This is a genomic window from Pedobacter nutrimenti, from assembly GCF_003208655.1.
GTDB classification, from domain to species: Bacteria; Bacteroidota; Bacteroidia; order Sphingobacteriales; family Sphingobacteriaceae; genus Pedobacter; species Pedobacter nutrimenti.
The window spans coordinates 604,409-625,112 of sequence record NZ_QKLU01000002.1; the positions used below are offsets into that span (position 1 = coordinate 604,409).

18 protein-coding genes are annotated in these 20,704 nt (G+C 42.1%); 10 read left to right on the forward strand and 8 right to left on the reverse strand.

All coding sequences use genetic code 11. From position 1 onward, the window contains the following. Window positions 1-184: 184 nt before the first annotated feature. Entirely contained in the window at window positions 185-1,408 is a 1,224-nt protein-coding gene (locus B0O44_RS07405; RefSeq protein ID WP_110828740.1) for a TCR/Tet family MFS transporter, read from the reverse strand. Window positions 1,409-1,457: 49 nt separating this feature from the next. Between B0O44_RS07405 and B0O44_RS07410 the strand changes: the two genes are divergently transcribed. The 4 genes from B0O44_RS07410 (at window position 1,458) to B0O44_RS07425 (ending at window position 7,041) form a co-directional block, all read left to right on the forward strand. Beyond that, window positions 1,458-2,045, forward strand: coding sequence for an AAA family ATPase (locus B0O44_RS07410; RefSeq protein ID WP_110828742.1), 588 nt, complete (start codon window positions 1,458-1,460; stop codon window positions 2,043-2,045). Window positions 2,046-2,103: 58 nt separating this feature from the next. Beyond that, on the forward strand, window positions 2,104-3,930 hold the full coding sequence (locus tag B0O44_RS07415; protein WP_110828744.1) for a sensor histidine kinase: 1,827 nt from the start codon (window positions 2,104-2,106) through the stop codon (window positions 3,928-3,930). A gap of 19 nt (window positions 3,931-3,949) precedes the next feature. Beyond that, the gene (locus tag B0O44_RS07420; RefSeq protein WP_110828746.1) at window positions 3,950-4,651 is read left to right on the forward strand and encodes a response regulator transcription factor; all 702 of its coding nucleotides are present in this window, start codon (window positions 3,950-3,952) and stop codon (window positions 4,649-4,651) included. A gap of 119 nt (window positions 4,652-4,770) precedes the next feature. Then, complete coding sequence (locus B0O44_RS07425; protein ID WP_110828748.1) at window positions 4,771-7,041, forward strand: helix-turn-helix domain-containing protein; 2,271 nt, start codon at window positions 4,771-4,773, stop codon at window positions 7,039-7,041. Here B0O44_RS07425 and dapF read toward each other — a convergent pair. Next, a complete protein-coding gene (gene dapF, locus B0O44_RS07430) occupies window positions 7,038-7,847 on the reverse strand; it encodes a diaminopimelate epimerase (RefSeq protein WP_394340864.1) in 810 nt (269 codons plus the stop codon). The genes B0O44_RS07425 and dapF overlap by 4 nt on opposite strands. A 249-nt stretch (window positions 7,848-8,096) precedes the next feature. Here dapF and B0O44_RS07435 point away from each other — a divergent pair, with 249 nt between their 5' ends. After that, entirely contained in the window at window positions 8,097-9,626 is a 1,530-nt protein-coding gene (locus tag B0O44_RS07435; protein WP_110828750.1) for a trypsin-like peptidase domain-containing protein, read from the forward strand. 62 nt (window positions 9,627-9,688) lie between these two features. On the opposite strand, the gene B0O44_RS07440 is transcribed toward B0O44_RS07435, so the two are convergent. Then, window positions 9,689-10,705 carry a TlpA family protein disulfide reductase gene (locus B0O44_RS07440; RefSeq protein ID WP_110828752.1) on the reverse strand — a complete coding sequence of 339 codons (1,017 nt, stop codon included), beginning with the start codon at window positions 10,703-10,705 and terminating at the stop codon, window positions 9,689-9,691. A gap of 133 nt (window positions 10,706-10,838) precedes the next feature. Between B0O44_RS07440 and B0O44_RS07445 the strand changes: the two genes are divergently transcribed. Genes B0O44_RS07445 through B0O44_RS07455 form a run of 3 tightly spaced genes read left to right on the forward strand, consistent with a single transcriptional unit; the run spans window position 10,839 to window position 14,315 of the window. Further along, the gene (locus tag B0O44_RS07445) at window positions 10,839-11,519 is read left to right on the forward strand and encodes a succinate dehydrogenase cytochrome b subunit (protein ID WP_110828754.1); all 681 of its coding nucleotides are present in this window, start codon (window positions 10,839-10,841) and stop codon (window positions 11,517-11,519) included. 27 nt (window positions 11,520-11,546) lie between these two features. Continuing rightward, the gene (locus B0O44_RS07450) at window positions 11,547-13,526 is read left to right on the forward strand and encodes a fumarate reductase/succinate dehydrogenase flavoprotein subunit (RefSeq protein WP_110828756.1); all 1,980 of its coding nucleotides are present in this window, start codon (window positions 11,547-11,549) and stop codon (window positions 13,524-13,526) included. 18 nt (window positions 13,527-13,544) lie between these two features. After that, the gene (locus B0O44_RS07455; RefSeq protein ID WP_110828758.1) at window positions 13,545-14,315 is read left to right on the forward strand and encodes a succinate dehydrogenase/fumarate reductase iron-sulfur subunit; all 771 of its coding nucleotides are present in this window, start codon (window positions 13,545-13,547) and stop codon (window positions 14,313-14,315) included. 87 nt (window positions 14,316-14,402) lie between these two features. On the opposite strand, the gene B0O44_RS07460 is transcribed toward B0O44_RS07455, so the two are convergent. The 5 genes from B0O44_RS07460 to B0O44_RS07480 all read right to left on the reverse strand — a co-directional run bounded on the left by B0O44_RS07460 (window position 14,403) and on the right by B0O44_RS07480 (window position 18,532). Next, window positions 14,403-16,022, reverse strand: coding sequence for a M56 family metallopeptidase (locus B0O44_RS07460; RefSeq protein ID WP_110828760.1), 1,620 nt, complete (start codon window positions 16,020-16,022; stop codon window positions 14,403-14,405). Then, entirely contained in the window at window positions 16,019-16,396 is a 378-nt protein-coding gene (locus B0O44_RS07465) for a BlaI/MecI/CopY family transcriptional regulator (protein WP_110829209.1), read from the reverse strand. The genes B0O44_RS07460 and B0O44_RS07465 overlap by 4 nt, the downstream gene beginning before the upstream one ends. A 190-nt stretch (window positions 16,397-16,586) precedes the next feature. Beyond that, window positions 16,587-17,366: an ABC transporter permease gene (locus B0O44_RS07470; protein ID WP_110828763.1), complete on the reverse strand. Its 780-nt coding sequence runs from the start codon at window positions 17,364-17,366 to the stop codon at window positions 16,587-16,589. 1 nt (window position 17,367) lies between these two features. Next, window positions 17,368-18,279: an ABC transporter ATP-binding protein gene (locus B0O44_RS07475; protein WP_110828765.1), complete on the reverse strand. Its 912-nt coding sequence runs from the start codon at window positions 18,277-18,279 to the stop codon at window positions 17,368-17,370. A 1-nt stretch (window position 18,280) separates the two neighbouring features. Then, complete coding sequence (locus B0O44_RS07480; protein WP_110828767.1) at window positions 18,281-18,532, reverse strand: hypothetical protein; 252 nt, start codon at window positions 18,530-18,532, stop codon at window positions 18,281-18,283. 283 nt (window positions 18,533-18,815) lie between these two features. Between B0O44_RS07480 and B0O44_RS07485 the strand changes: the two genes are divergently transcribed. After that, window positions 18,816-19,850 (forward strand): sensor histidine kinase, encoded by a 1,035-nt coding sequence (locus B0O44_RS07485; RefSeq protein WP_110828770.1) that lies wholly within the window; start codon window positions 18,816-18,818, stop codon window positions 19,848-19,850. A 102-nt stretch (window positions 19,851-19,952) separates the two neighbouring features. After that, complete coding sequence (locus B0O44_RS07490; protein ID WP_110829211.1) at window positions 19,953-20,699, forward strand: LytR/AlgR family response regulator transcription factor; 747 nt, start codon at window positions 19,953-19,955, stop codon at window positions 20,697-20,699. Window positions 20,700-20,704: the final 5 nt, after the last annotated feature.

Genomic DNA, 20,704 nt, shown 5'->3' on the forward strand with positions numbered 1-20,704 from the left:
ACAAAAAAACAAAATAACAGGATACGTATTTGGGACTAAAGTACCAGAGGAGTCCGGTATGAATGCGATATGTCTCCGTATTTTTTGATCAGAAACCAGAGATATACCGGAGTTCAGGTGCAGACGATCCGGACACATATTTTGATCTGCATCAGAAAGAACAAGGCTGGAATAATGGAAAAAGTCAGGAATTTTTCTTAAAACTTCTCATGGCCAGAAAAGCACTCAGCAGCATAAGTGCCGCGCCTACAAAATAAGGAGCACCAGGTAAATAAACGGGCGCTTTGGCATTGGTGAAGTAATAAAAAATATAAGTCATAAACCAGGGGCCGAAAATGGAACTCAGGCTCATCAGGCTGGTTAAACCACCCTGGAGTTCGCCCTGCTCATTGGCGGGGACCTGGTTGGTCATAATACCCTGCAGGGCTGGTCCGGCAATTCCGCCCATGGCATAGGGAATCATATAGGCAAACATCATCCAGCCCTGGTTGGCCAGACCAAAAAGAACCATGCCTATCGCATATAAAGTCAAACCGATCCAAATGCTTTTTTCCTGGCCCAGTTTGGGAATGGCGATCCGGATCAGTCCACCTTGCACCAGGGCAATCATCAGGCCGATGAAACCAAGGGAATAGCCCACCAGGTCTTCATTCCATTTAAATTTCTGCATGGTGTAAAAGGTCCATACGCTTTGAACCGCATGGCTTGCAAAATAGACGATAAACAGGCAGACCGAAAGGTTGATGACCGATGGGTATTTTTTTAGCTGGAGCAAAGTGCCCAGCGGATTACAGCGTTTCCAGTCTAATGGGCGACGGTTTTCTTTGGATAAAGATTCGGGAAGAATAAAAAACCCGTATATTGCATTGATAAAAGCAAGGGCTGCTGCCGCATAAAATGGATAATGGGTATCCATTTTTCCTAAAACCCCTCCTATAACAGGCCCCAGTATAAAACCAAGACCGAAGGCAACCCCAATCATTCCAAAATTCTGAGCCCTTTTTTCGGGAGAACTGACATCTGCAATATAGGCGGAGGCGGTGGTGAAACTCGCACCGGTAATCCCTGCAATTATGCGCCCGATAAACAGCCAGCCTATTGTTGGTGCAAAAGCAAGGAAAAGGTAGTCGATCCCAAAGCCAAGCAATGAAAATAAGAGTACCGGCCTGCGTCCGTACTTATCACTTAAATTGCCAACCAGGGGTGCACAAAGAAACTGCATGACGGCATAGGCCACCAGCAGCAGGCCTGAAATCCTCGAAGCATCGCTCACGCTCCCATGAATCAAGCCTTCAATTAGTTTTGGAAAAACAGGAATAATAATGGCCAGGCCAATAACATCAATCAGTAAAGTAATAAAAATAAAACTCAGGGCTGCGGGCCGCCCTTCCTGTTTGCTTTGCTTCATGCTCAAAAGTATTAAAATAATAAACTGGAATAAAACCAAATAGACTACTATGAAAAATCATGCTCCTTTAGAACTTCCGCAGCAAGCATTGTATGTGTTTAGCGGTGGCCCGGGATCCGGTAAGACCACCCTGTTGTCCGAACTCGGCAGAAGAGGTTACCAGACTGTGGCCGAAGTAGCCAGGGTGATTATAAGAGAACAGATGGCCTTGAGGGGAATTGCCCTGCCCTGGAAAGACAAGAAGAAATACAAGATGCTGATGTTGGAACGTTCTGTGGAAAGCTATAAGGAAATTGCCGCAACGGCAAAAGGGCCTGTCTTTTTTGACCGGGGCATTCCCGATACCATAGCTTACTCGAGGCTTTGTGGTCTGGAAATCACCCCCACAGAAAAGGAGGTGGTAGTGGCGTGCCCTTATCATCATCCGGTTTTTATGTTTCCACCATGGGCCGAAATTTATCGGAAAGACCAGGAAAGAAAACAAGACTGGGTCGAGGCTGTTGAAACCTATGGGCTTCTGTGGCAAACCTACCTGGACTATGGGTATAAAGTACTGGAAGTTCCCAAAGTCAGTGTCCCTGAACGTACCCGCTGGCTCTTGGATCAGCTCGGTTTGCCGGAAAATGTTCAGATCTAAGTTAAAAAGTGTTAAAATCACTACATTATGTTAATGCTTGCTTAATTTTGACTATCGAATGAAGAAGAAGAGTTTTTGGCTGATCACCGCCCTGATGACAATTGCGCTGGTGGGTGTGGTTGTAATGCAGTTGTATTACATCAGGCAGGCCTATGACCTGAATTCTAAACTCTTTGAACAAAATGTCAATCAGGCGCTCAACGCCGTGGTAAATAAAGTTCAGCGGCGGAACGCAGCAGACCACATTACCAGAAAGGACTACCAGTGGAGGGTAAAAAGAGAACAGGAACAAAGGGATAAAGAGAAAGCCATAGCACAGCTGTCGGAAAAATATAAAGAGGAAGAGCGTAAAAGGAAGGTCAGCCAGCAAAAAATGGTCATAGATGACCTGAACTTTCAGGACAGCCTGATCCGGGCAAAATTTGCCAGTCCCGAAATCATTACAGAAGCACAATACATTGCCCTGGAAAGTAAAGCCACTACTCCTTTAAATGTAGATGTCAATATCGGATTTGATTCAGACCTGAATGTGGTGAGCGGCGGGGTCAGAAAAACCATCCGGCTCCCGCGTGGGAAAACCTATAGCATGACCCCCGATAAACTTCCCGACAGCATCCGTTACCTGGTGTATAGTAAAGTGGATGGGCAGCCTCTGAAGGTTTCTCTGGCGACAATTGATGGTAACCTGGACGTGAAATTCAGAAGGGAGGATGCCTTGGCTGAACGAAGGTATAAAGAAGAACTGAAACAACTCCAGGCCGATACAACCAACGTTTTTAATTCTGTAAATTTTAACCTGGTTGAAGAAACAGCCAAAGAAATGCAGCAGGAACGGATACCGATTACGCAGCGGATTTCAAAAGATGTACTTGATACACTCATTAAAAAAGAACTGCTGAATAAAAATATAGACCTGCAGTACGATTTTTGGGTTAAACTGGTCAGCAGGGATTCGGTATTGTATAAAAAAGTTTCAAATACCCAGGCAGATGTCTTGCCTTCCAATACCTATCAAACCACTTTGTTTAGCAATGACATCCGGCGTGACCCCGGAATGTTGTATATTAACTTTCCCAATAAGAACGCGTCTATTTTCAGAAATATGGGCGCAACGATGGCCTCCTCGGGATTGCTGCTGCTGGTGTTGATTTTTATTTTCTCTTATACGCTGTATGCGATATTGAAACAGAAAAAGATTTCTGAAATGAAAACAGATTTCATCAATAACATGACCCATGAGTTTAAAACGCCGGTGTCTACCATTATGATCGCCAGTGAGGCACTCAGAGACCCTGAAATTACAGCAGATCAAAACAGGGTAAAAAGGCTGGCCGGTATTATTTACGATGAAAATGTCAGGCTCGGAAATCATATTGAAAGGGTGTTGAGTATTGCGCGTCTGGAGAAAAAAGAACTGCAGCTGGAAAGAACTCCGGTAGATATGAATGAGTTGGTTGCTGCGGTAGCGGACAGTATGAATTTACAACTGCAGAAAAAATCTGCGGACCTTGTTTTGCATATGGATGCAGAAAATCCAGTAGTGAAAGGGGATGAACTTCATCTTTCCAACGTGATTTATAATTTGATCGATAATGCAAATAAATACAGCCGGGAACAGCCTCATATTGAGATCAGAACAAGGAATTCAGGTAAAAGTCTTGTTGTAGAGATTGCCGATAAGGGAATAGGGATGACAAAAGACCAGACCAAACGTATTTTTGATCAGTTTTACCGGGTGCCCACTGGAAACCTTCATGATGTGAAGGGTTTTGGCCTGGGCCTGAATTATGTACAGGATATTGTTTCGCAATTGGGCGGGAACATTAAGGTGCAAAGCGAAAAAGATAAAGGAACTGTTTTTGAAATCAGTTTACCATTAAATTAAATACCTCTAAAAATAAACTATGCTCAAAAGAATTTTACTGGTTGAGGATGATCCGAATCTGGGTCTGCTTTTACAGGATTACCTGCAGTTAAAAGGTAAATTTGATGTTGTTTTATGTGCTGACGGGGAAGAAGGGCTTCGGGCATTTAATAAGCAAAATTTTGATCTCTGCATTTTAGATGTCATGATGCCAAAAAAAGATGGTTTTACTTTGGGCAAGGAGATCCGGAAAATGAACGAAAACGTTCCGATCATTTTTGCAACAGCCAAAGCCATGATGGAAGACAAAGCATCCGCTTATGATCTTGGCGGGGATGACTACATTACCAAGCCCTTTCGTATAGAAGAATTGCTGCTGCGCATCAATGCCTTATTGAAAAGGGTTTCTTCTGCAAAAGAACAGGATTTAAAAGAACCCTTGCCGACGCAGTTCCAGATTGGTAATTATGTGTTTGATTATACCACGCAACTGATCTGGTTTAACGGGCAGCAGCAGAAGCTGTCTACCAAGGAGGCGGAACTTTTACAGTTGCTTTGTTTAAAGAAAAATACAGTGCTGACCAGGGAAGAAGCCTTATTGAGCATCTGGCATGACGATAATTATTTCAACGGAAGAAGTATGGATGTGTTTTTGAGTAAACTTCGCAAGTACCTGAAGGAGGATCCTAAAGTTGAAATTTTAAATGTTCATGGCAAGGGTTACAAGCTGCTGGTGAATTAAAAGAGGTTAAAGAGCTGGATCTGTTTTTACTTTAAATTAAAATTGTTTATTAAATTTTAATTTAAAACTTTCTATCTTTGCGGCCAGTCCTTTTTGGGAATTAATTCCTGTCATTTTGTATGTCTGAAACAAATCCAGCCCAGCTTGCCGCCCAGTTTATCAATTATACCTCAAGGCATATATTTCTTACCGGAAAGGCAGGAACGGGTAAAACTACATTTTTAAGAAATCTCGTAGAGCTTACACACAAAAGAGCAGTCATTGTAGCCCCAACAGGAATTGCAGCCATTAATGCAGCTGGGGTCACGATACACTCCCTGTTTCAGCTTCCTTTTGGGACATATCTGCCTAAACAACCCGCTGCAGGGGCACACCCCGAAAGTCAGCATTACAACACCCCTAAATCTATTGTCAGGCATTTACAAATGAACAGTACCAAACGGAGAATTTTTACCGATCTGGAATTGCTGATTATTGATGAAGTGAGTATGCTCAGGGCAGACCTGCTGGATGCGATAGATATGGTGCTCCGCTACATCCGGAAAGACAATTCCAATTTTGGCGGGGTACAGCTTTTATTTATTGGCGACCTTCATCAGCTTCCTCCGGTGGTGAAATCTGAGGAATGGCAGTTGCTGGGAGGATTTTATCAGAGCCCTTACTTTTTTGATGCCTTGGCCCTGCAGCAAAATCCGCCCATTTATATAGAGTTGGAGAAGGTGTACCGGCAGGCGGATGAAGTTTTTATCAACTTGCTCAATCATTTGAGAAATAATGCAGCAACCCAGCAGGATGTTGATTTGCTCCGGAAATATTACAAAAAAGATTTTAAACCGGCAGCGGGAGAAGGTTATATCACATTGACCACCCATAACCAGCGGGCAGATGCATTAAACAGGCAAAGCCTGGAAGCTTTGAAAGAGGAATCCTGGTTTTACAAAGCAGAAGTGGAAGATGAATTTCCTGAATCGGCCTATCCGGCTGAACATCGCCTGGAACTAAAAAAGGGCGCACAGGTCATGTTCATTAAAAATGATCCGGGTCCGGACAAACGCTTTTTTAACGGAAAAATCGCAACGGTTGTTGCCTTGTCCAAGGAGACGATAGAAGTAGAAACCCAGAGGCCCAAAGAAAGGATCAAACTGGAAAAATACACCTGGAAAAATATCCGTTATACGACTGATAAAATTACCCATGAAATTAAAGAAGAGGTGATTGGTAAGTTTATCCAGTACCCCATTAAACTGGCCTGGGCCATTACCGTGCATAAAAGCCAGGGACTGACTTTTGATAAGGCAATCGTTGATATTGGAAATGCATTTGCACCGGGGCAAATTTATGTGGCCCTTTCCCGTTTACGTTCTCTGGATGGTCTGGTATTGACCTCGGAATTGCCTTCGGCGGGCATCCGGCAGGATCCGAATGTTTCCCTGTTTTCAAGAAACAAAAAGGCGGCTGAAATCCTTCAGGAGCAAATTAAAACAGAAAGCGACCTTTTTCTGCAGCGCTATCTGCTGAAGTGTTTTGACCTCAGCAGTTTGGACAACTATGTGTACGAGCATGTACATTCCTATACCAAGGATTTGAATAAATCGGCCAAACAGAAACATGTTAAATGGGCGCAGCAGCTCTTGAAAGACCTGAGTGAGCAAAAGGCAAATGCAAATAAATTTCTGGTGCAGATTCAGCGCTTGTACCTGGATAAGAGTGATCAGGGTTTAAAAACCCTGCTCGAAAGGACCATTGCTGCCGAACAGTATTTTAATCCCTTGCTGCAAAAAATGTCGCGCAGCATTTTTGACCGGATGGAGCTTGTAAAGCAGGATAAACAAGTGGTCGCTTTTTTAACAGAGCTGCTTGAAATGGAATCTCTTTTTTACGAACAGTTTAAAAACATCAGGAAAGCAACAGCCTTGTTAAAGGCAACCATTTATGGTGAGGAATTCACCAAAAAGGAAGTTTATGCATTGCTGGATGAGGCCAGCAGGGAATTTGAAATGAAAAAGGTATTTGCAATGCCAAATACGCTCGATTTTACGGAAAAGAAAACCAGCAGCAGAAAAAAGAAAGAAGTCAAAGAAAGTACACCCAAAGCCGATACGAAAGAACTTTCATTACAGCTGTTTCAACAGGGGAAAACCATTTCGGAGATTGCACAGGAACGAAAAATGGCTGTCGGAACTATTGAGGGGCACCTGGCCCATTACGTCGCCAGAGAGGAGATTTCTGCCAGTGACCTGATAGGCTCCAGAAAACTGGACCATATTTTGGCCACAATCAAAGAATTGAAAACCCTGCAAATGAACCCGATCCGGGAAAAACTGGGCAGGGAATATAGCTTTGGGGAGATTAAAATTGGTATCGCAGCCCACCTGGCAGAAGGCAATTAAAGACGGAGTTTCCCTTCAAAAACCTGCAGGGCAGGGCCGCAAAGAAAAATATTCGTAAAAGTTTTTCCATCGTAATCAAATTCGATCTGAAGGTTACCTCCCAGTACTTTAACAGGACTGGAAATATGCCCCTGCTGGCCTTTGTATTTGGCCATGGATAAAGCAACTGCAGTAACCCCAGTGCCACAAGCATACGTTTCATCTTCAACACCTCTTTCGAAGGTCCTGACAAAGAAATGATCACCCATGTCTTCAATGAAATTTACATTGATGCCATGTGCTTTGTACGTTTCATTGTTCCGGATGGTTTTCCCTTCCAGGTAAACGTCAAGTTGCTGCAGGTTATTGACCTGCTCTACATAATGTGGTGAGCCTGTATTTAAAACAAAGGCATTGCCATCTTTTTCTATAGAACTGACATCGATCATCTGCAATTCAACCTGGTCCCCTGCAGGAGCTATTTTAGCATAATGCGGACCATCTACTGCCAGAAAATCAGTTTGGGTGTCAATAATTCCGAGGAATTTAGCAAAAGCGACAATACAACGCCCCCCATTACCGCACATACTACCCTCTTTGCCGTCTGCATTGAAATAAATCATTTCAAAATCATAGTCCGGGTGGTTTTGAAGCAGCATCAGTCCATCTGCTCCAATGCCAAAACGTCTGTCACAAAGATTTTCTATTTCTTTGGTATTCAGTTGATTGTTTTTTTTACGGTTGTCTATCAGGATGAAATCATTTCCTGCACCCTGGTATTTATAAAATTGAATGTCCATTGAATTGTCGTTCCCCTGATTTAACATTTTTTAACTAAATAATGATGCTCAGCAGATACAAATATCGGTCATATGGTATTAAATTTGAACATATTGGTGTGAAAAAAAATAATCATGACTAATGAAACCTAAACCGTCTTTTTAAGTCTAAATTCGAAGACGGTTAAAAAAGGTAAACACAAGGAAACCGGAAGCGTTTATCTGTCGGCAATAAATGTTCTTCTGTCTTCAGGGCAATTAAATTAACAAATAGATGAAAGGAGAAATAAATAAGATATGAAAAAGGTAGGATTAATAGTTTTAGCAGCTTTCATAGGAGGAGCAGCAGCAATTGGCGCCTATAAATTATTAGAGCGTCGTGATGATGGAATGTCCATCGAAGAAAAGCAAAAAGTGCTTTTTGCAAGTAACCCGGTTAAAATTTCTTCTGCAGGTTCTGTAGATTTTGTACAGGCAGCTGCAGCAGTATCACCGGCAGTGGTGCACATCCGCACCACATTTAACAGTTCTTCATCGGACCGTTCGGGCTCTCCCTTTGATATGATGGAAGACCTTTTTGGAGGTGGCGGCAGAAGGTCAAGGGCACCAAGGGCAGCTTCAGGATCAGGCGTAATATTAACCCCTGATGGTTATATTGTAACCAATAACCATGTTGTAGAAAATGCAGAGAAAGTAGAAGTGGTTTTGTCTGACCGCCGGAAGGTGGTTGCAAAAGTAATCGGAACAGATCCAAATACAGATTTGGCTTTGCTGAAAGTAGATGAAAACAATTTACCCGTGGTTAAAATGGGTAACTCCGACAATGTACAGGTTGGGGAGTGGGTTTTGGCGGTTGGTTTTCCTTTGGACCTTCAAACCACTGTAACGGCAGGTATTGTAAGTGCAAAATCGAGAAATATTGGTATCCTGGCCAGGAACCAGCAGCCTACGCAACAGCAGTTTGAAGAATACCAGAGAACAGGAAAAAGACCGGTGCTGACCAATACGAGTATAGAGTCTTACATTCAGACCGATGCGGCCATTAATCCGGGTAACAGCGGCGGTGCACTGGTCAATGCGAATGGGGAGTTGATTGGTATCAATGCGGCCATCGCCTCGCAAACGGGTACAAATGAAGGTTATGGTTTTGCAATTCCGGTTAACCTGGCTAAAAAAGTACTGGAAGATTTCAGAAAATACGGAGCGGTTAAAAGGGGCTATATCGGTGTGACTTTTGTTGCCCTGGATGCCGATTTTGCAAAAGAACTTAAAGTAAGTGACAACAATGGTCTTTATGTGAAAGAGGTGGTCCCTAATGGAGGGGCTGCAGCAGCAGGTATTAAAGAAGGGGACATCATTAAAAAGGTAGAAGGAATAGAGATCTATGATTCTCCTGATTTGCAGGAAAAAATCGGAAGATTGAGCCCTGGTGATAAAGTACAATTGAGTGTGCTCAGAGACGGGCAGCTAAAAAACATCAGTGTTACCCTTAAAGGAGACGACAGCCTTGGTGCTGCTGTTAAGCCAGCGCTTGCTGGTAAACCAACAGGCAATACCATCAGTAAACTGGGCGCTTCATTGAGTCCTGCAAGTGCGGAACTAAAATCGAAATTTGGTCTTAAAAGTGGTGTTGTGGTCACAGGAATTGAGCCAGGAAAAGCATTTGATTCATTGGATATCCCTAAGGGACTGGTTATTACCACCGTAAACGGAAAACCGGTGAATAGTGTTAAAGATGTTGAAGCGGCACTGCCTATTTCTAAAAATGGAATGACAACCATTTCAGGCGTGGGTCAGAACGGAAACAATTATACGTTCTCCTTTTAGTAAGGACAAAGGCTCCATTGAAAACAAAAAGGCGGACTGTTATGCAGGCCGCCTTTTTGTTTTCAATGGCTCAGCTTACGCTCAATTTCCTCATCAAGATTGTAAATAGAAACATCGCTGCTTAATATTTTTCCCTGTTGATCTGTCAAAAAGAGGTAAGGCACCCGATGATTGCTCAGGTTTTCAGCATTGGGAGATTTTGCCCCCAGCAAGTCTGAGTACTGAGGCCAGACCAGACGGTCGGTTTTGCTTACTTCTCTCCACCATTTCTCTTTGCTGTCCAAAGAAACCCCTATAAACTCTACACCCCTGCTGCGGTATTTGTCGTAAAGGGCGATCAGCTGTATGTTGTTTTCCCTGGACGTTTTGTCATAAGTGGTCCAGCAAATAATCACATTTATTTTTTTTAAGATGTTTTTATCAAAGCTTTTTCCCTGCAGATCCTTTCCTGCGATCCCAGGCATATCAGATCCTGCGGCCCTGCCGCCAGCAAGTTGTATGTCTTTCAGAAAGCGTTTTCCAACTTTACTTTCCTGTATCTGTTTGTTCAGGGTTTTAAAGATATGAAGGTATTGCTGGTGGTTCAGATCGGCCTGGTCCAGTTGTTCCAGCAAAAAAATGCTTAATGCAGTGGCCGGATGGGTTTTTGCAAAAGCCTGGATCACGTTTAAGTCTTTCGCGTCTTTACCCATTTTGAATTTCAAAGCATAAAAATCAATTAACTCCTGTTGCTTTTGAGAACTGGAGTGCTGCAGGGGATATTTAAATCCATCACTGCTGCTGGTATTGATGTCATAATTGCCTTTTTCCAGGTATATCCAAAACTCTTTTTCCGGATCAGAATGGATGATCAGCTGGGCATAACCTTTTTCAGGGCGGAAAATTTTTAAGCTTTGCTGTTCTTTATCCAGGTTAACCGCTGCGAGGGGCTGCCTGCTGTCGGCCAGACTAATGGACAGGACAGAATTGGCGCCAAAACCTTTGGATTGGATGTTAAATACAGCTTCATTCGGGCCGCAGGCCAATAGTAAAAGGAGAATAGGAAATAAAAGGCTCTTGACTTTATTTAATTTTTTCATAGAGGGCGTGTCATTGCTCTGTAAAATTTAGAACGTTTCTAAATAGCTTTTATGCCGTTATTTTGTGCTTGGATTTAACAAATTAATTCATTTATTAGATACTTTTGCAACAATAGAACTAAAATACAATCAAATGGCTAGTTTCGGAAACGCTTTTTCCTCTTCTATCGGAAAAAAATTAATAATGGGCATCACGGGCCTGTTTCTCATTTCATTTCTCGTGGTACATTGTTTAATCAATGCGCTGATCTTTTTTAATGACGGCGGACTTACTTTTAATATTGGCGCACATTTTATGGCCACCAACTGGCTGATCAGAGCTGGTGAGATCGTTTTGTTCGTAGGTCTGATTGCACATATTGTGCAGGGACTTCGCCTGACTTTTCAGAACCAGGCTGCCCGTCCTGTAAAATATGCGGTCAACAACGGAAAAGCAAACAGTAAATGGTATTCCAGGTCTATGGGATTGTTAGGTACCCTGCTTTTGATCTTTTTGATCGTCCACCTGTCTAATTTTTGGGTGGTATCCAGATTTACAGGGATCCCTACGGTAGATGCAAATGGACATGAAGATCTTTTTGCAGTGATGAAGGCTTCTTTTCAGGACATTAAAATTGTGATTTTGTATGTACTGGCAATGGTTTCCCTTGCTTACCATTTGTTACATGGTTTTTCTTCGGCTTTCCAGACCATGGGATGGAACCATAAAAAATATACACCCCTGATTAAAGGTTTGGGTATTTGGTATTCAATCCTTATTTCATTGCTTTTCGCTGCAATGCCAATTGCAATTTATGCAGGTTTTATTAATTAATTTTTGAACGTATAAGCTTAAAATAACATGGCAGAATTAAATGCTCATATACCAGAAGGTGAATTAACCGAAAAATGGACTAAGTTACGTTCTTCTATGCCTTTGGTAAATCCAGCCAATAAAAGAAGTATAGAGATCATTGTTGTAGGATCAGGTCTGGCAGGCGCTTCAGCGGCGGCAACCCTGGCAGAAATGGGCTACAAAGTAAAGTGTTTCTGCTTTCAGGATTCCCCTCGCCGGGCACACTCTATTGCCGCTCAGGGTGGGATCAATGCAGCAAAAAACTATCAGAATGACGGGGATAGTACCTATCGTTTATTCTATGATACCATTAAAGGTGGTGACTACCGCGCCCGCGAAGCAAACGTTCACCGTTTGGCAGAAGTGAGTGCGAACATTATAGATCAGTGTGTGGCGCAGGGTGTACCTCTGGCCAGGGAATATGGAGGTCTTTTGGACAACCGCTCTTTTGGGGGCACACAAGTGCAAAGAACTTTTTATGCAGCCGGTCAAACCGGGCAGCAATTGCTTCTGGGGGCTTACAGTGCGCTGGAACGTCAGGTTGGAATGGGTAAAGTAGAAATGTTTACCCGCCACGAAATGCTGGAAGTTGTTGTTGTGGAGGGCAAAGCCCGTGGTATTATTGCGCGTAACCTAATTACAGGTGAACTCGAGCGTCATTCAGGACATGCGGTTTTGCTTTGTACAGGTGGTTACGGGAATGTATTTTATCTTTCTACCAATGCAATGGGCAGCAATGTCACCGCAGCCTGGAAAGCACATAAAAAAGGAGCTTTCTTTGGTAATCCTTGTTATACCCAGATTCACCCGACTTGTATCCCTGTCTCAGGGGACCATCAGTCAAAACTGACATTGATGTCGGAATCCTTACGTAACGACGGAAGAATTTGGGTTCCAAAGAAAAAAGACGATCCGCGTAAAGCAACAGATATTCCTGAAGACGAGAGGGATTATTATCTGGAACGTCGTTACCCTGCTTTTGGTAACCTGGTGCCACGTGATGTGGCTTCCCGCGCAGCAAAAGAAAGATGTGACGCCGGATATGGTGTTGGTGCATCCAAACTGGCGGTTTACCTGGACTTTAAGGCAAATACAGAGCGCTACGGCAGAATTGAAGCAAACAAGCACAACATTCACAATCCGGATAAAGAAACCTGCATGAGACTGGGCAGGGAAGTGATCAAGGAAAAATACGGCAACTTGTTTGACATGTACAAACAAATTACCGGTGAAGATCCGTATGAACTTCCAATGCGTATTTATCCTGCGGTTCACTATACTATGGGCGGTTTATGGGTAGATTATAACCTGATGACCACTGTACCTGGTTTATATGCTTTAGGAGAGGCCAATTTCTCTGACCATGGTGCAAACCGTTTGGGGGCTTCAGCCCTGATGCAGGGACTTGCAGATGGTTATTTTGTGATTCCTTACACTATTGGTGCTTATCTTTCAAAAGAACTGGCTACCAAACCAATTCCTCATGACCATCCGGCATTTGTAGAGGCAGAAGCCAGTGCAAAAGCGATCCTTGATAAATTCCTGGCGATTAAAGGAACAAAGTCGGTAGATCATTTCCATAAAAAATTAGGTAAAATCATGTGGGAGCGTTGCGGTATGGCCCGTAATGCCGAAGGATTAAAACAAGGTATTGCCGAAATCCAGCAATTGCGTAAAGAATTCTGGTCCGACCTGCGGGTTCCCGGTGATGCCAATGAGCTGAACCCTGAGCTGGAAAAAGCAGGTAGGGTTGCAGATTTTATTGAACTTGGAGAACTGATGTGTATGGATGCTTTAAACAGAAATGAATCTTGCGGAGGTCACTTCAGGGAAGAATATCAGACAGAAGAAGGAGAAGCTTTGAGGGACGATGTGAACTATGCTTATGTTTCTGCCTGGGAATACAAAGGAGATGTCAGCTTTGAGCTTCATAAGGAAGAGCTGAAATTCGAAAATATTAAGGTTGCACAAAGAAGTTATAAATAGGTAAAAAATCCCAATACCATGAGTACAGGAAATATGAATTTAACGCTGAAAGTATGGCGTCAAAAAAATAACAATGCCAAAGGTAGTTTGGTAGATTATAAATTATCTGATATTTCACCTGATATGTCATTTCTGGAGATGTTTGACGTATTGAATGAAGGACTGGTTGATAAAGGAGAAGAACCTGTTGTGTTTGACCATGATTGTCGGGAAGGCATCTGCGGGGCATGTTCTATGTTCATCAATGGACAACCTCACGGACCGGTACAGGGGGTAACGACTTGCCAGCTGCACATGCGTTCCTTTAAAGATGGCGATACCATTGTGGTGGAACCATGGAGAGCAAAGGCTTTTCCGGTCATTAAAGATTTAATGGTAGATCGTACTGCATTCGATAGAGTTATTGCCTCTGGGGGCTTTATTTCTGTGAATACAGGAAACGCACAGGATGCCAATAACCTTCCAATCCCTAAGGTGCAGGCAGACTCTGCTTTTGAAGCTGCGGCTTGTATTGGATGTGGTGCCTGCGTGGCCACCTGTAAAAATGCTTCGGCCATGCTTTTTGTTTCGGCTAAAATTTCCCAGCTGGCCCAGTTGCCTCAGGGGCAGCCAGAACGCTATCGTCGTGTACAAAGCATGGTGGCACAGATGGATGCCGAAGGTTTTGGGAATTGTACCAATACCGGAGCCTGTGAAGCGGAATGTCCTAAAGGCATTTCCCTGGAGAATATTGCCAGAATGAACAGAGATTTTTATTCCGCAAAATTTGTTTCTGAAGAATCTATTTAATAAATTTATATCTCGAGACAAGGATATTAAACAAAAAACCCTGACCATTATGGTCAGGGTTTTTTGTTGTTTATGGTTTGCGGTTGTTTAATTTGTGCTTTTGGCAGCAGGTTTTGAAGCCGGTTTACCAGGTGCTTTGGTGGTGATTAAAATCACTCCGTTTTTTCCTTCTTCGGCATACATGGCAGCTGCACTCGAATTTTTGAGTATACTAACGGATTCAATCTCATTGGGATTTATGGTTTGGACATCAAAGTCTTCAACCTTTTTTCCGTTGAGGATATAAAGAGGGGCGTTTTCGCCCCCACTGCTTAGTTTCAAATAGCTGTTTTTGCCCAAAGCAATGGATTTGTCAGTTGTTGCCCAGGTCTCTGCCGGGCCATCAGTGGTTTTGGCCCGAGCTGAAGCGCTATTGGATTCTTTCTGTCCATTGCTCAGCGTGAAGGCAACGGGGATATTGTATTTTACCCTAACCACTTTCCCTTTTATTTTTCCAGGGCTCCATTTTGGCATTGCAGCCAATACCCTTACCGCCTCATGGTCTATTTCCGTATTTAAGCCACGGTCAACATGAATGTGGTTAACAGAACCATCTTTTTCTACAATGAAAGAGAGGAAAACTTTACCCTGAATATTCCTTTGGACTGCATTTTTTGGATATTTAATGTTTTTTGCGAGGTATCGGTACAACTCGTTTACTCCGCCTTTAAATACAGGCTGCTGGTCAAGAGAAGTAAAATCGTAGATTTTTTCCTGTTTTTTAACCTGGCCTGGCTGCTGAGCATCCTTTAAAACAATGTTTAAAGGTTCTATAGCTTCCTTTACAGAAGATACCGGGTTGTTCAGCGGAAGCTCTTCACTGAGGGCAACAAGCTTTTCATTGGTCCTTAAACTCGCAGAGGAAAGGAGCAGGGCCATTCCGAAAAGCGGCAGGAAGAGCCCGTATTTTAATACCGCAGTTTTTGCAGATTTTTCTTTATATAACATGGCAATTCTTTTTTTAAGCATGGATTGTTTAAAGAAATTATGATTTAGTTTACTTTCAGACATTCCGAAAGCCTTGTTTAGCAACAGCATGGCATAGGCATCTTTGGTTTCACTAAAAGCAGCTGCATGCTCGTCTGCGAGGTATTCATGGACATTCCGTATCGCAGCTTTATAGCCATACATGACAGGATTGAACCAGTTGAGCATCGCAATCAATTCAAATAACAGGATGTCTGCGGAATGAAGTTGCCGGATGTGGATGTCTTCGTGCTGATGGATGACCTCAAGACCCGGAAGTTCAGGGTCAACAGATTTTTTGTTCAGGAAAGAAGTCGCCATTCCTTTTCTGGTATTTTTCAGACTGGAAGCAACCAGGAACAATTGCAGAATAAATTTGATCATAAAAACAAACAAGCCAAGCAGGTATATCGAAACGATAACTGCGCCTGTGTTCAGTTGCCATAAATCATCACGAAGTTGACCAGTTCCCGACAGCAGGACGTTTACCTGCTCCATTCCAACTGAAATGGGTTTGCTGATGTTTGGGCTGCTGAACCAGTTGAACCTTAAAAAGGGAATACAAAAAGGGAGTATGGCAGCACAAAGCAAATAAATGCGGTTGAAAGTAAAATAGGTTTCCTTTTCCAGCAGCAATTTATAAAAGCCATAAAATACCAGCAGGTAGATATTGGCTTGCAGGAGGTAATGTGCCCAGCTCATCTTGGTCTGTTTTTCATTTTATCAATCATTTTCAGGATCTCATCCACATCGTTCAAGTCCAGTTTCTCTTCTTTAACAAAAAAAGAGAACATGCTTTCGACGGAGTTTTCAAAGTAATTGCCCAGTAATTTCTCCGTAGCGTGACGCTTATAGTCTTCTCTGCTGATCAGGGGATAATACTGGTGCGATTTTCCAAAGGCATGATGACCAATGAAACCCTTGGTTTCCAGAATACGTATAATCGTTGAAACCGTGTTGTAGGCAGGTTTGGGTTCTGGTAAGAAATCCATAACCTCTTTTACAAAGCCCTTTTCGATTTGCCATATAATTTGCATAATCTGTTCTTCAGCTTTGGTCAGGTCTTTTATTTCCATGTTGTCAATGTTTAAGATATTTTTTAAGTAGGTCCGGGTATTTTCAAGAACGTTCATATAAATCTATAACTAATTAATTAGTTATGCAAATTTATTTTTCCTGCTTTGGAAAGCTGGGGAAAATGTAATCCAAAAGAAAAGGCGGTAAAATACCGCCCTTTTCTTTCTATTAATCACCTAAATTAATAATCTATTTAATGCTTTTTTTGGACAGGATAAAATACCCGGCAATGAATAAAACCAATGCATAGGCAAGACTGGCGTATATTTCGGTTGTGAAAAGTTGGAAGCCCTCTTTGCCTTTGGAGGAAAGTACCAGCGAAGGATGGCTATAAGGAATCAGGTATGCATATTCCCAGCCCTTGCTTGCCGTAATGAGGCCTGCTATGATCCCTATGAAACCTATCCCCATCGGCTTTAGAAAATCTGCCCACAGTAAACTGAAAATAAACTGCAGGGACAGGATCCCAAATGCAGAAAGGAAAAGTTTGAAATAAATTTTAGAAAGCAGTTCAATAGGACTATAATCCTGAAACCTAAGCTTTGGGGCCACAAAAGGGATAAGATTTCCAAAACCCCAGGTGAGCAGCAGAAATAAAGACAAACAAATAAAAACCAAAATTAGGGCATAAAGATATTTTGCTGCGTAGATGGAAAAACGGTTCAAGGGTTGGGAAAACAGTGACTTCCAGGTGTCGTTCCGGTGTTCAATGTTGTTCACAGAAAAAGCCATAAAAATAACATAGAAAGGAAGGATCAGCAGGCCCATGGGGTTTAATGCCCCCGAACAGAAATACATCCAGAGTGTTTCGGCATTCAAATGCATTTTTAGGATTCGCTCCTGGGTGCTGATGGTTCCAAAAGCAACCAGTCCACAAATGATCAGGGGCAATAGAATGGATGCCCAGAAAGCCAGTGTTTTTCTGGATTTATAAAATTCCGATCGCAGGGATATGTATAGTGAAAACATATTAATTGTTGGTCTTTGTGATGTCCAGAAACAGTTCTTCCAGCGCCTTTCTGATGGGATGTAAACTGGAAACGTTAAAGCCGTTTTGTACAAGCAGGCTGTTTATCTGGCTGCTTTGCTCAGCAGAGCTGTACTCTAGGGTCAATTGATCTGCCTTTGTTTCTTCTATGTGATAACCTTCCCGGCTTAAAAGTTGTGCGGCTGCCTGCGTATTGTTGAGCTCAATGGTCAGTACCGGTTTATTCAGTAGGTGTAAATCTTCAATGGTTCCCTGGAACAGCAGCTGACCTTTATTAATGATGCCAACATGAGTGGCTGTTTTTTCAATTTCAGAAAGTAAATGGCTGGAAACCAGTATGGTTTTTTCGTGTTTGGTGGCCAGTTCAATCATCAGGCTCCGGATTTCAATAATTCCGTTTGGATCCAGGCCATTGGTTGGCTCATCCAGTAAAAGCAATTCCGGATCGGGTAATAAGGCCAGGCCTATTCCAAGGCGTTGTTTCATTCCGAGCGAATACTGCCCTGTTTTTTTATGGGCCGCAGCACCCAGACCAACGAGCTCCAGAATTTCTGATGCTTTGTTTTTTGAAAGACCAAGAAGCATGCAGCGGTTCAAAAGGTTCTCCTTGCCGGTCATGTGTGCGTATATTGCTGGTTGCTCCACAAGGGCGCCTATCTTTTTTAAATTTGCGGTCCTATAGGTGTTCATGTCCCTGCCAAATACAAATACAGTGTCTTTGGGTGATTTTAGCAGGTTCAGCAGAATTTTAATTGTCGTTGTTTTACCCGCGCCATTTGGACCTAGAAAGCCGTATATGCTCCCGCGATTTACTTCCAGTGAAAGGTTCTCAATCACTTTCTGATCACCGAAATGATAATTTAGTCCACAGGTTTGAATGGCCGGGCTGTTCATCTTATTTCGAGAATAACGCGTTTGCTTTTACCAATGGGTTTTGAATGGTACTGGTTGTATTGGTTTTAAGTGCCGCCTCTTCATTCTGATGGTTGTTGATGCTGGTGGTAAAGGCCAGTAAGGTCATGACAAACACAGGAACAAGTAAAAGAATAAATGGTGAGATGTTGGATAAAGTTTTCATGGTCGTATATTTAGTGTTAACCAGTTTATTTAAGTTGTTTAGAAAGAAATTAGCCGTTAACGTTTTCATAATGGTCGTTTTGATGAAACAAATAGAATAATTTAAAAAATGCTGCTAAAATGTTTTAGACCAAGCGTAGGATATTCTAGATAAACGGTTGTTTTTACGAAGCAGGGCCAAATTTGCCTTTTACGGGCATTGGTAGAAGAAAAATGCCCGTTCGTCGAATCGACAAACGCGCAGCGCATTAGTTTTTTTATTTTGGAAGCTATAAATGCCAGATAAAAGAATGTAAATAAAGGATCCGGCGGTTATTATCTTTGTTAGATGAATAAACTGATCATAAATATAAATGAAGAGTAGAGGTTCAATTATCATACACCTGATTTTTTGGCTGTTTCTGGCCCTGATCTGTGTGATGGCTGTAGTCAGCAGCGAAAGAAGAGCATCTGTATATGAACTGACCGTTAATTTTGGTTATTATGGTCTGATCAATATTTCTATTTTTTATATCAATTATACCTTGCTGATCCCTCAGTTGGTCCAACAGAGAAAGAAATATGGAGTTTACATCATTTCTATTGTTCTGCTGATTGCTTTTATGGGCATTCTGAAAACGCTTCTGGCTATTTTTTACAATGACATCATTTTAACACATGGCCAGCAGCGGACGGGGAAACCCGCTTATACCGAGATTACGGAGTTTATTTTAAAGTCGGTATTTACCTCAGGATTTTTTATTGTCATCAGTGCGCTGATCAAACTCGCTGTGGACTGGTTTGGCAATGAAAGGGTGCAGCGGAAACTGGAAAGTGAAAAGAAAGATATGGAGCTGCAGTTTTTAAAATCACAGCTCAATCCTCATTTTCTGTTTAATTCTTTAAACAATATCTATTCCCTTGCCTATCAAAAATCAGATAAAACGGCCGATGCGGTATTAAAGCTTTCTGAAATTATGCGTTATATGATTTATGAAAGCAATGACAGCTGGGTTTCTTTAAGTAAGGAAATAGAGTATGTTAAAAGCTTTATAGAGTTACAGAAACTAAGGTTTAAGGATGGGGCAGCAGTGGAACTTACCCTGAACGGGGAAATTGACGATCAGAAAATTGTACCCCTGATCCTGATTTCATTTGTGGAAAATGCTTTTAAGCATGGTGTTGCCAATGACAAAGACAATCCGATTAAAATTAATATTATTGCAAATCAGAAAATATTGCATTTTAGTATTACCAATAAAAAGAACAAACAAAATAAAGATGAAATGGGTGGGGTTGGGCTCAACAACGTGGAGCGCAGGCTGCAGTTGCTCTATCCGGAAAGGTATAAATTAAATATTGTAAATTCGGATACCCATTATACCAGTGAATTGATGCTTGATATATGATGAAACCGGTTTCGTTAAAATAAATGTTAACTATTCGGGAAAACAATTATTTTAATGATCAGAGGTTTCATCTGACAAATGAACCATAATAAATATAAACCGATGAAACTTAAATGTATTGCCGTTGACGATGAGCCTCTTGCTCTGGACATCATAGAAGACTATGTTTCCAAAGTGCCTTTTCTGGAACTGGTTAAAAGAACAGAAAATGCAATTGAAGCCTTACAACTGGTTCAGGCCGGCGGAATAGATCTTGTTTTTCTGGACATACAGATGCCTGACCTTACCGGGATACAGTTTCTGAAAATTGCAACCGGTAAATCAAATTACATTCTTACCACAGCCTATTCACAGTATGCTTTGGAAAGTTACGACCTGAATGTTTCTGACTACCTGTTAAAACCAATTGCTTTTGACCGTTTCTATAAGGCCGTGGAAAAAGTCCATAACCTGGTGAAAAATACAGAGGCAGCGGCCCTGCCACAGCCTCAACCTGTTGCCGCACCGGCTGCGGTGGCAAATCATCCGGTCCAGGATTTTATTTTTGTGAAAACAGAACATAAAATCCAAAAAATAGAACTGGATGACATCCTTTATATTGAAGGGTTGAAAGATTATATTTCCATTTTTACAAAGGCAGAACGGGTAATTACCCTTCAGAATATGAAAAAGATGGAAGAAACCCTTCCTCAGGGGCAGTTTATCCGGGTGCACAAATCTTATATCATTTCTTTGGATAAAATTGAAAGCATAGAGCGCAGCCGGATTTCCATCAGCGGAAAAATCATCCCCATTGGGGATACTTACCGTGATGAATTCTTTAAGCGCATAGACAATAAAAATCTTTAAAAACT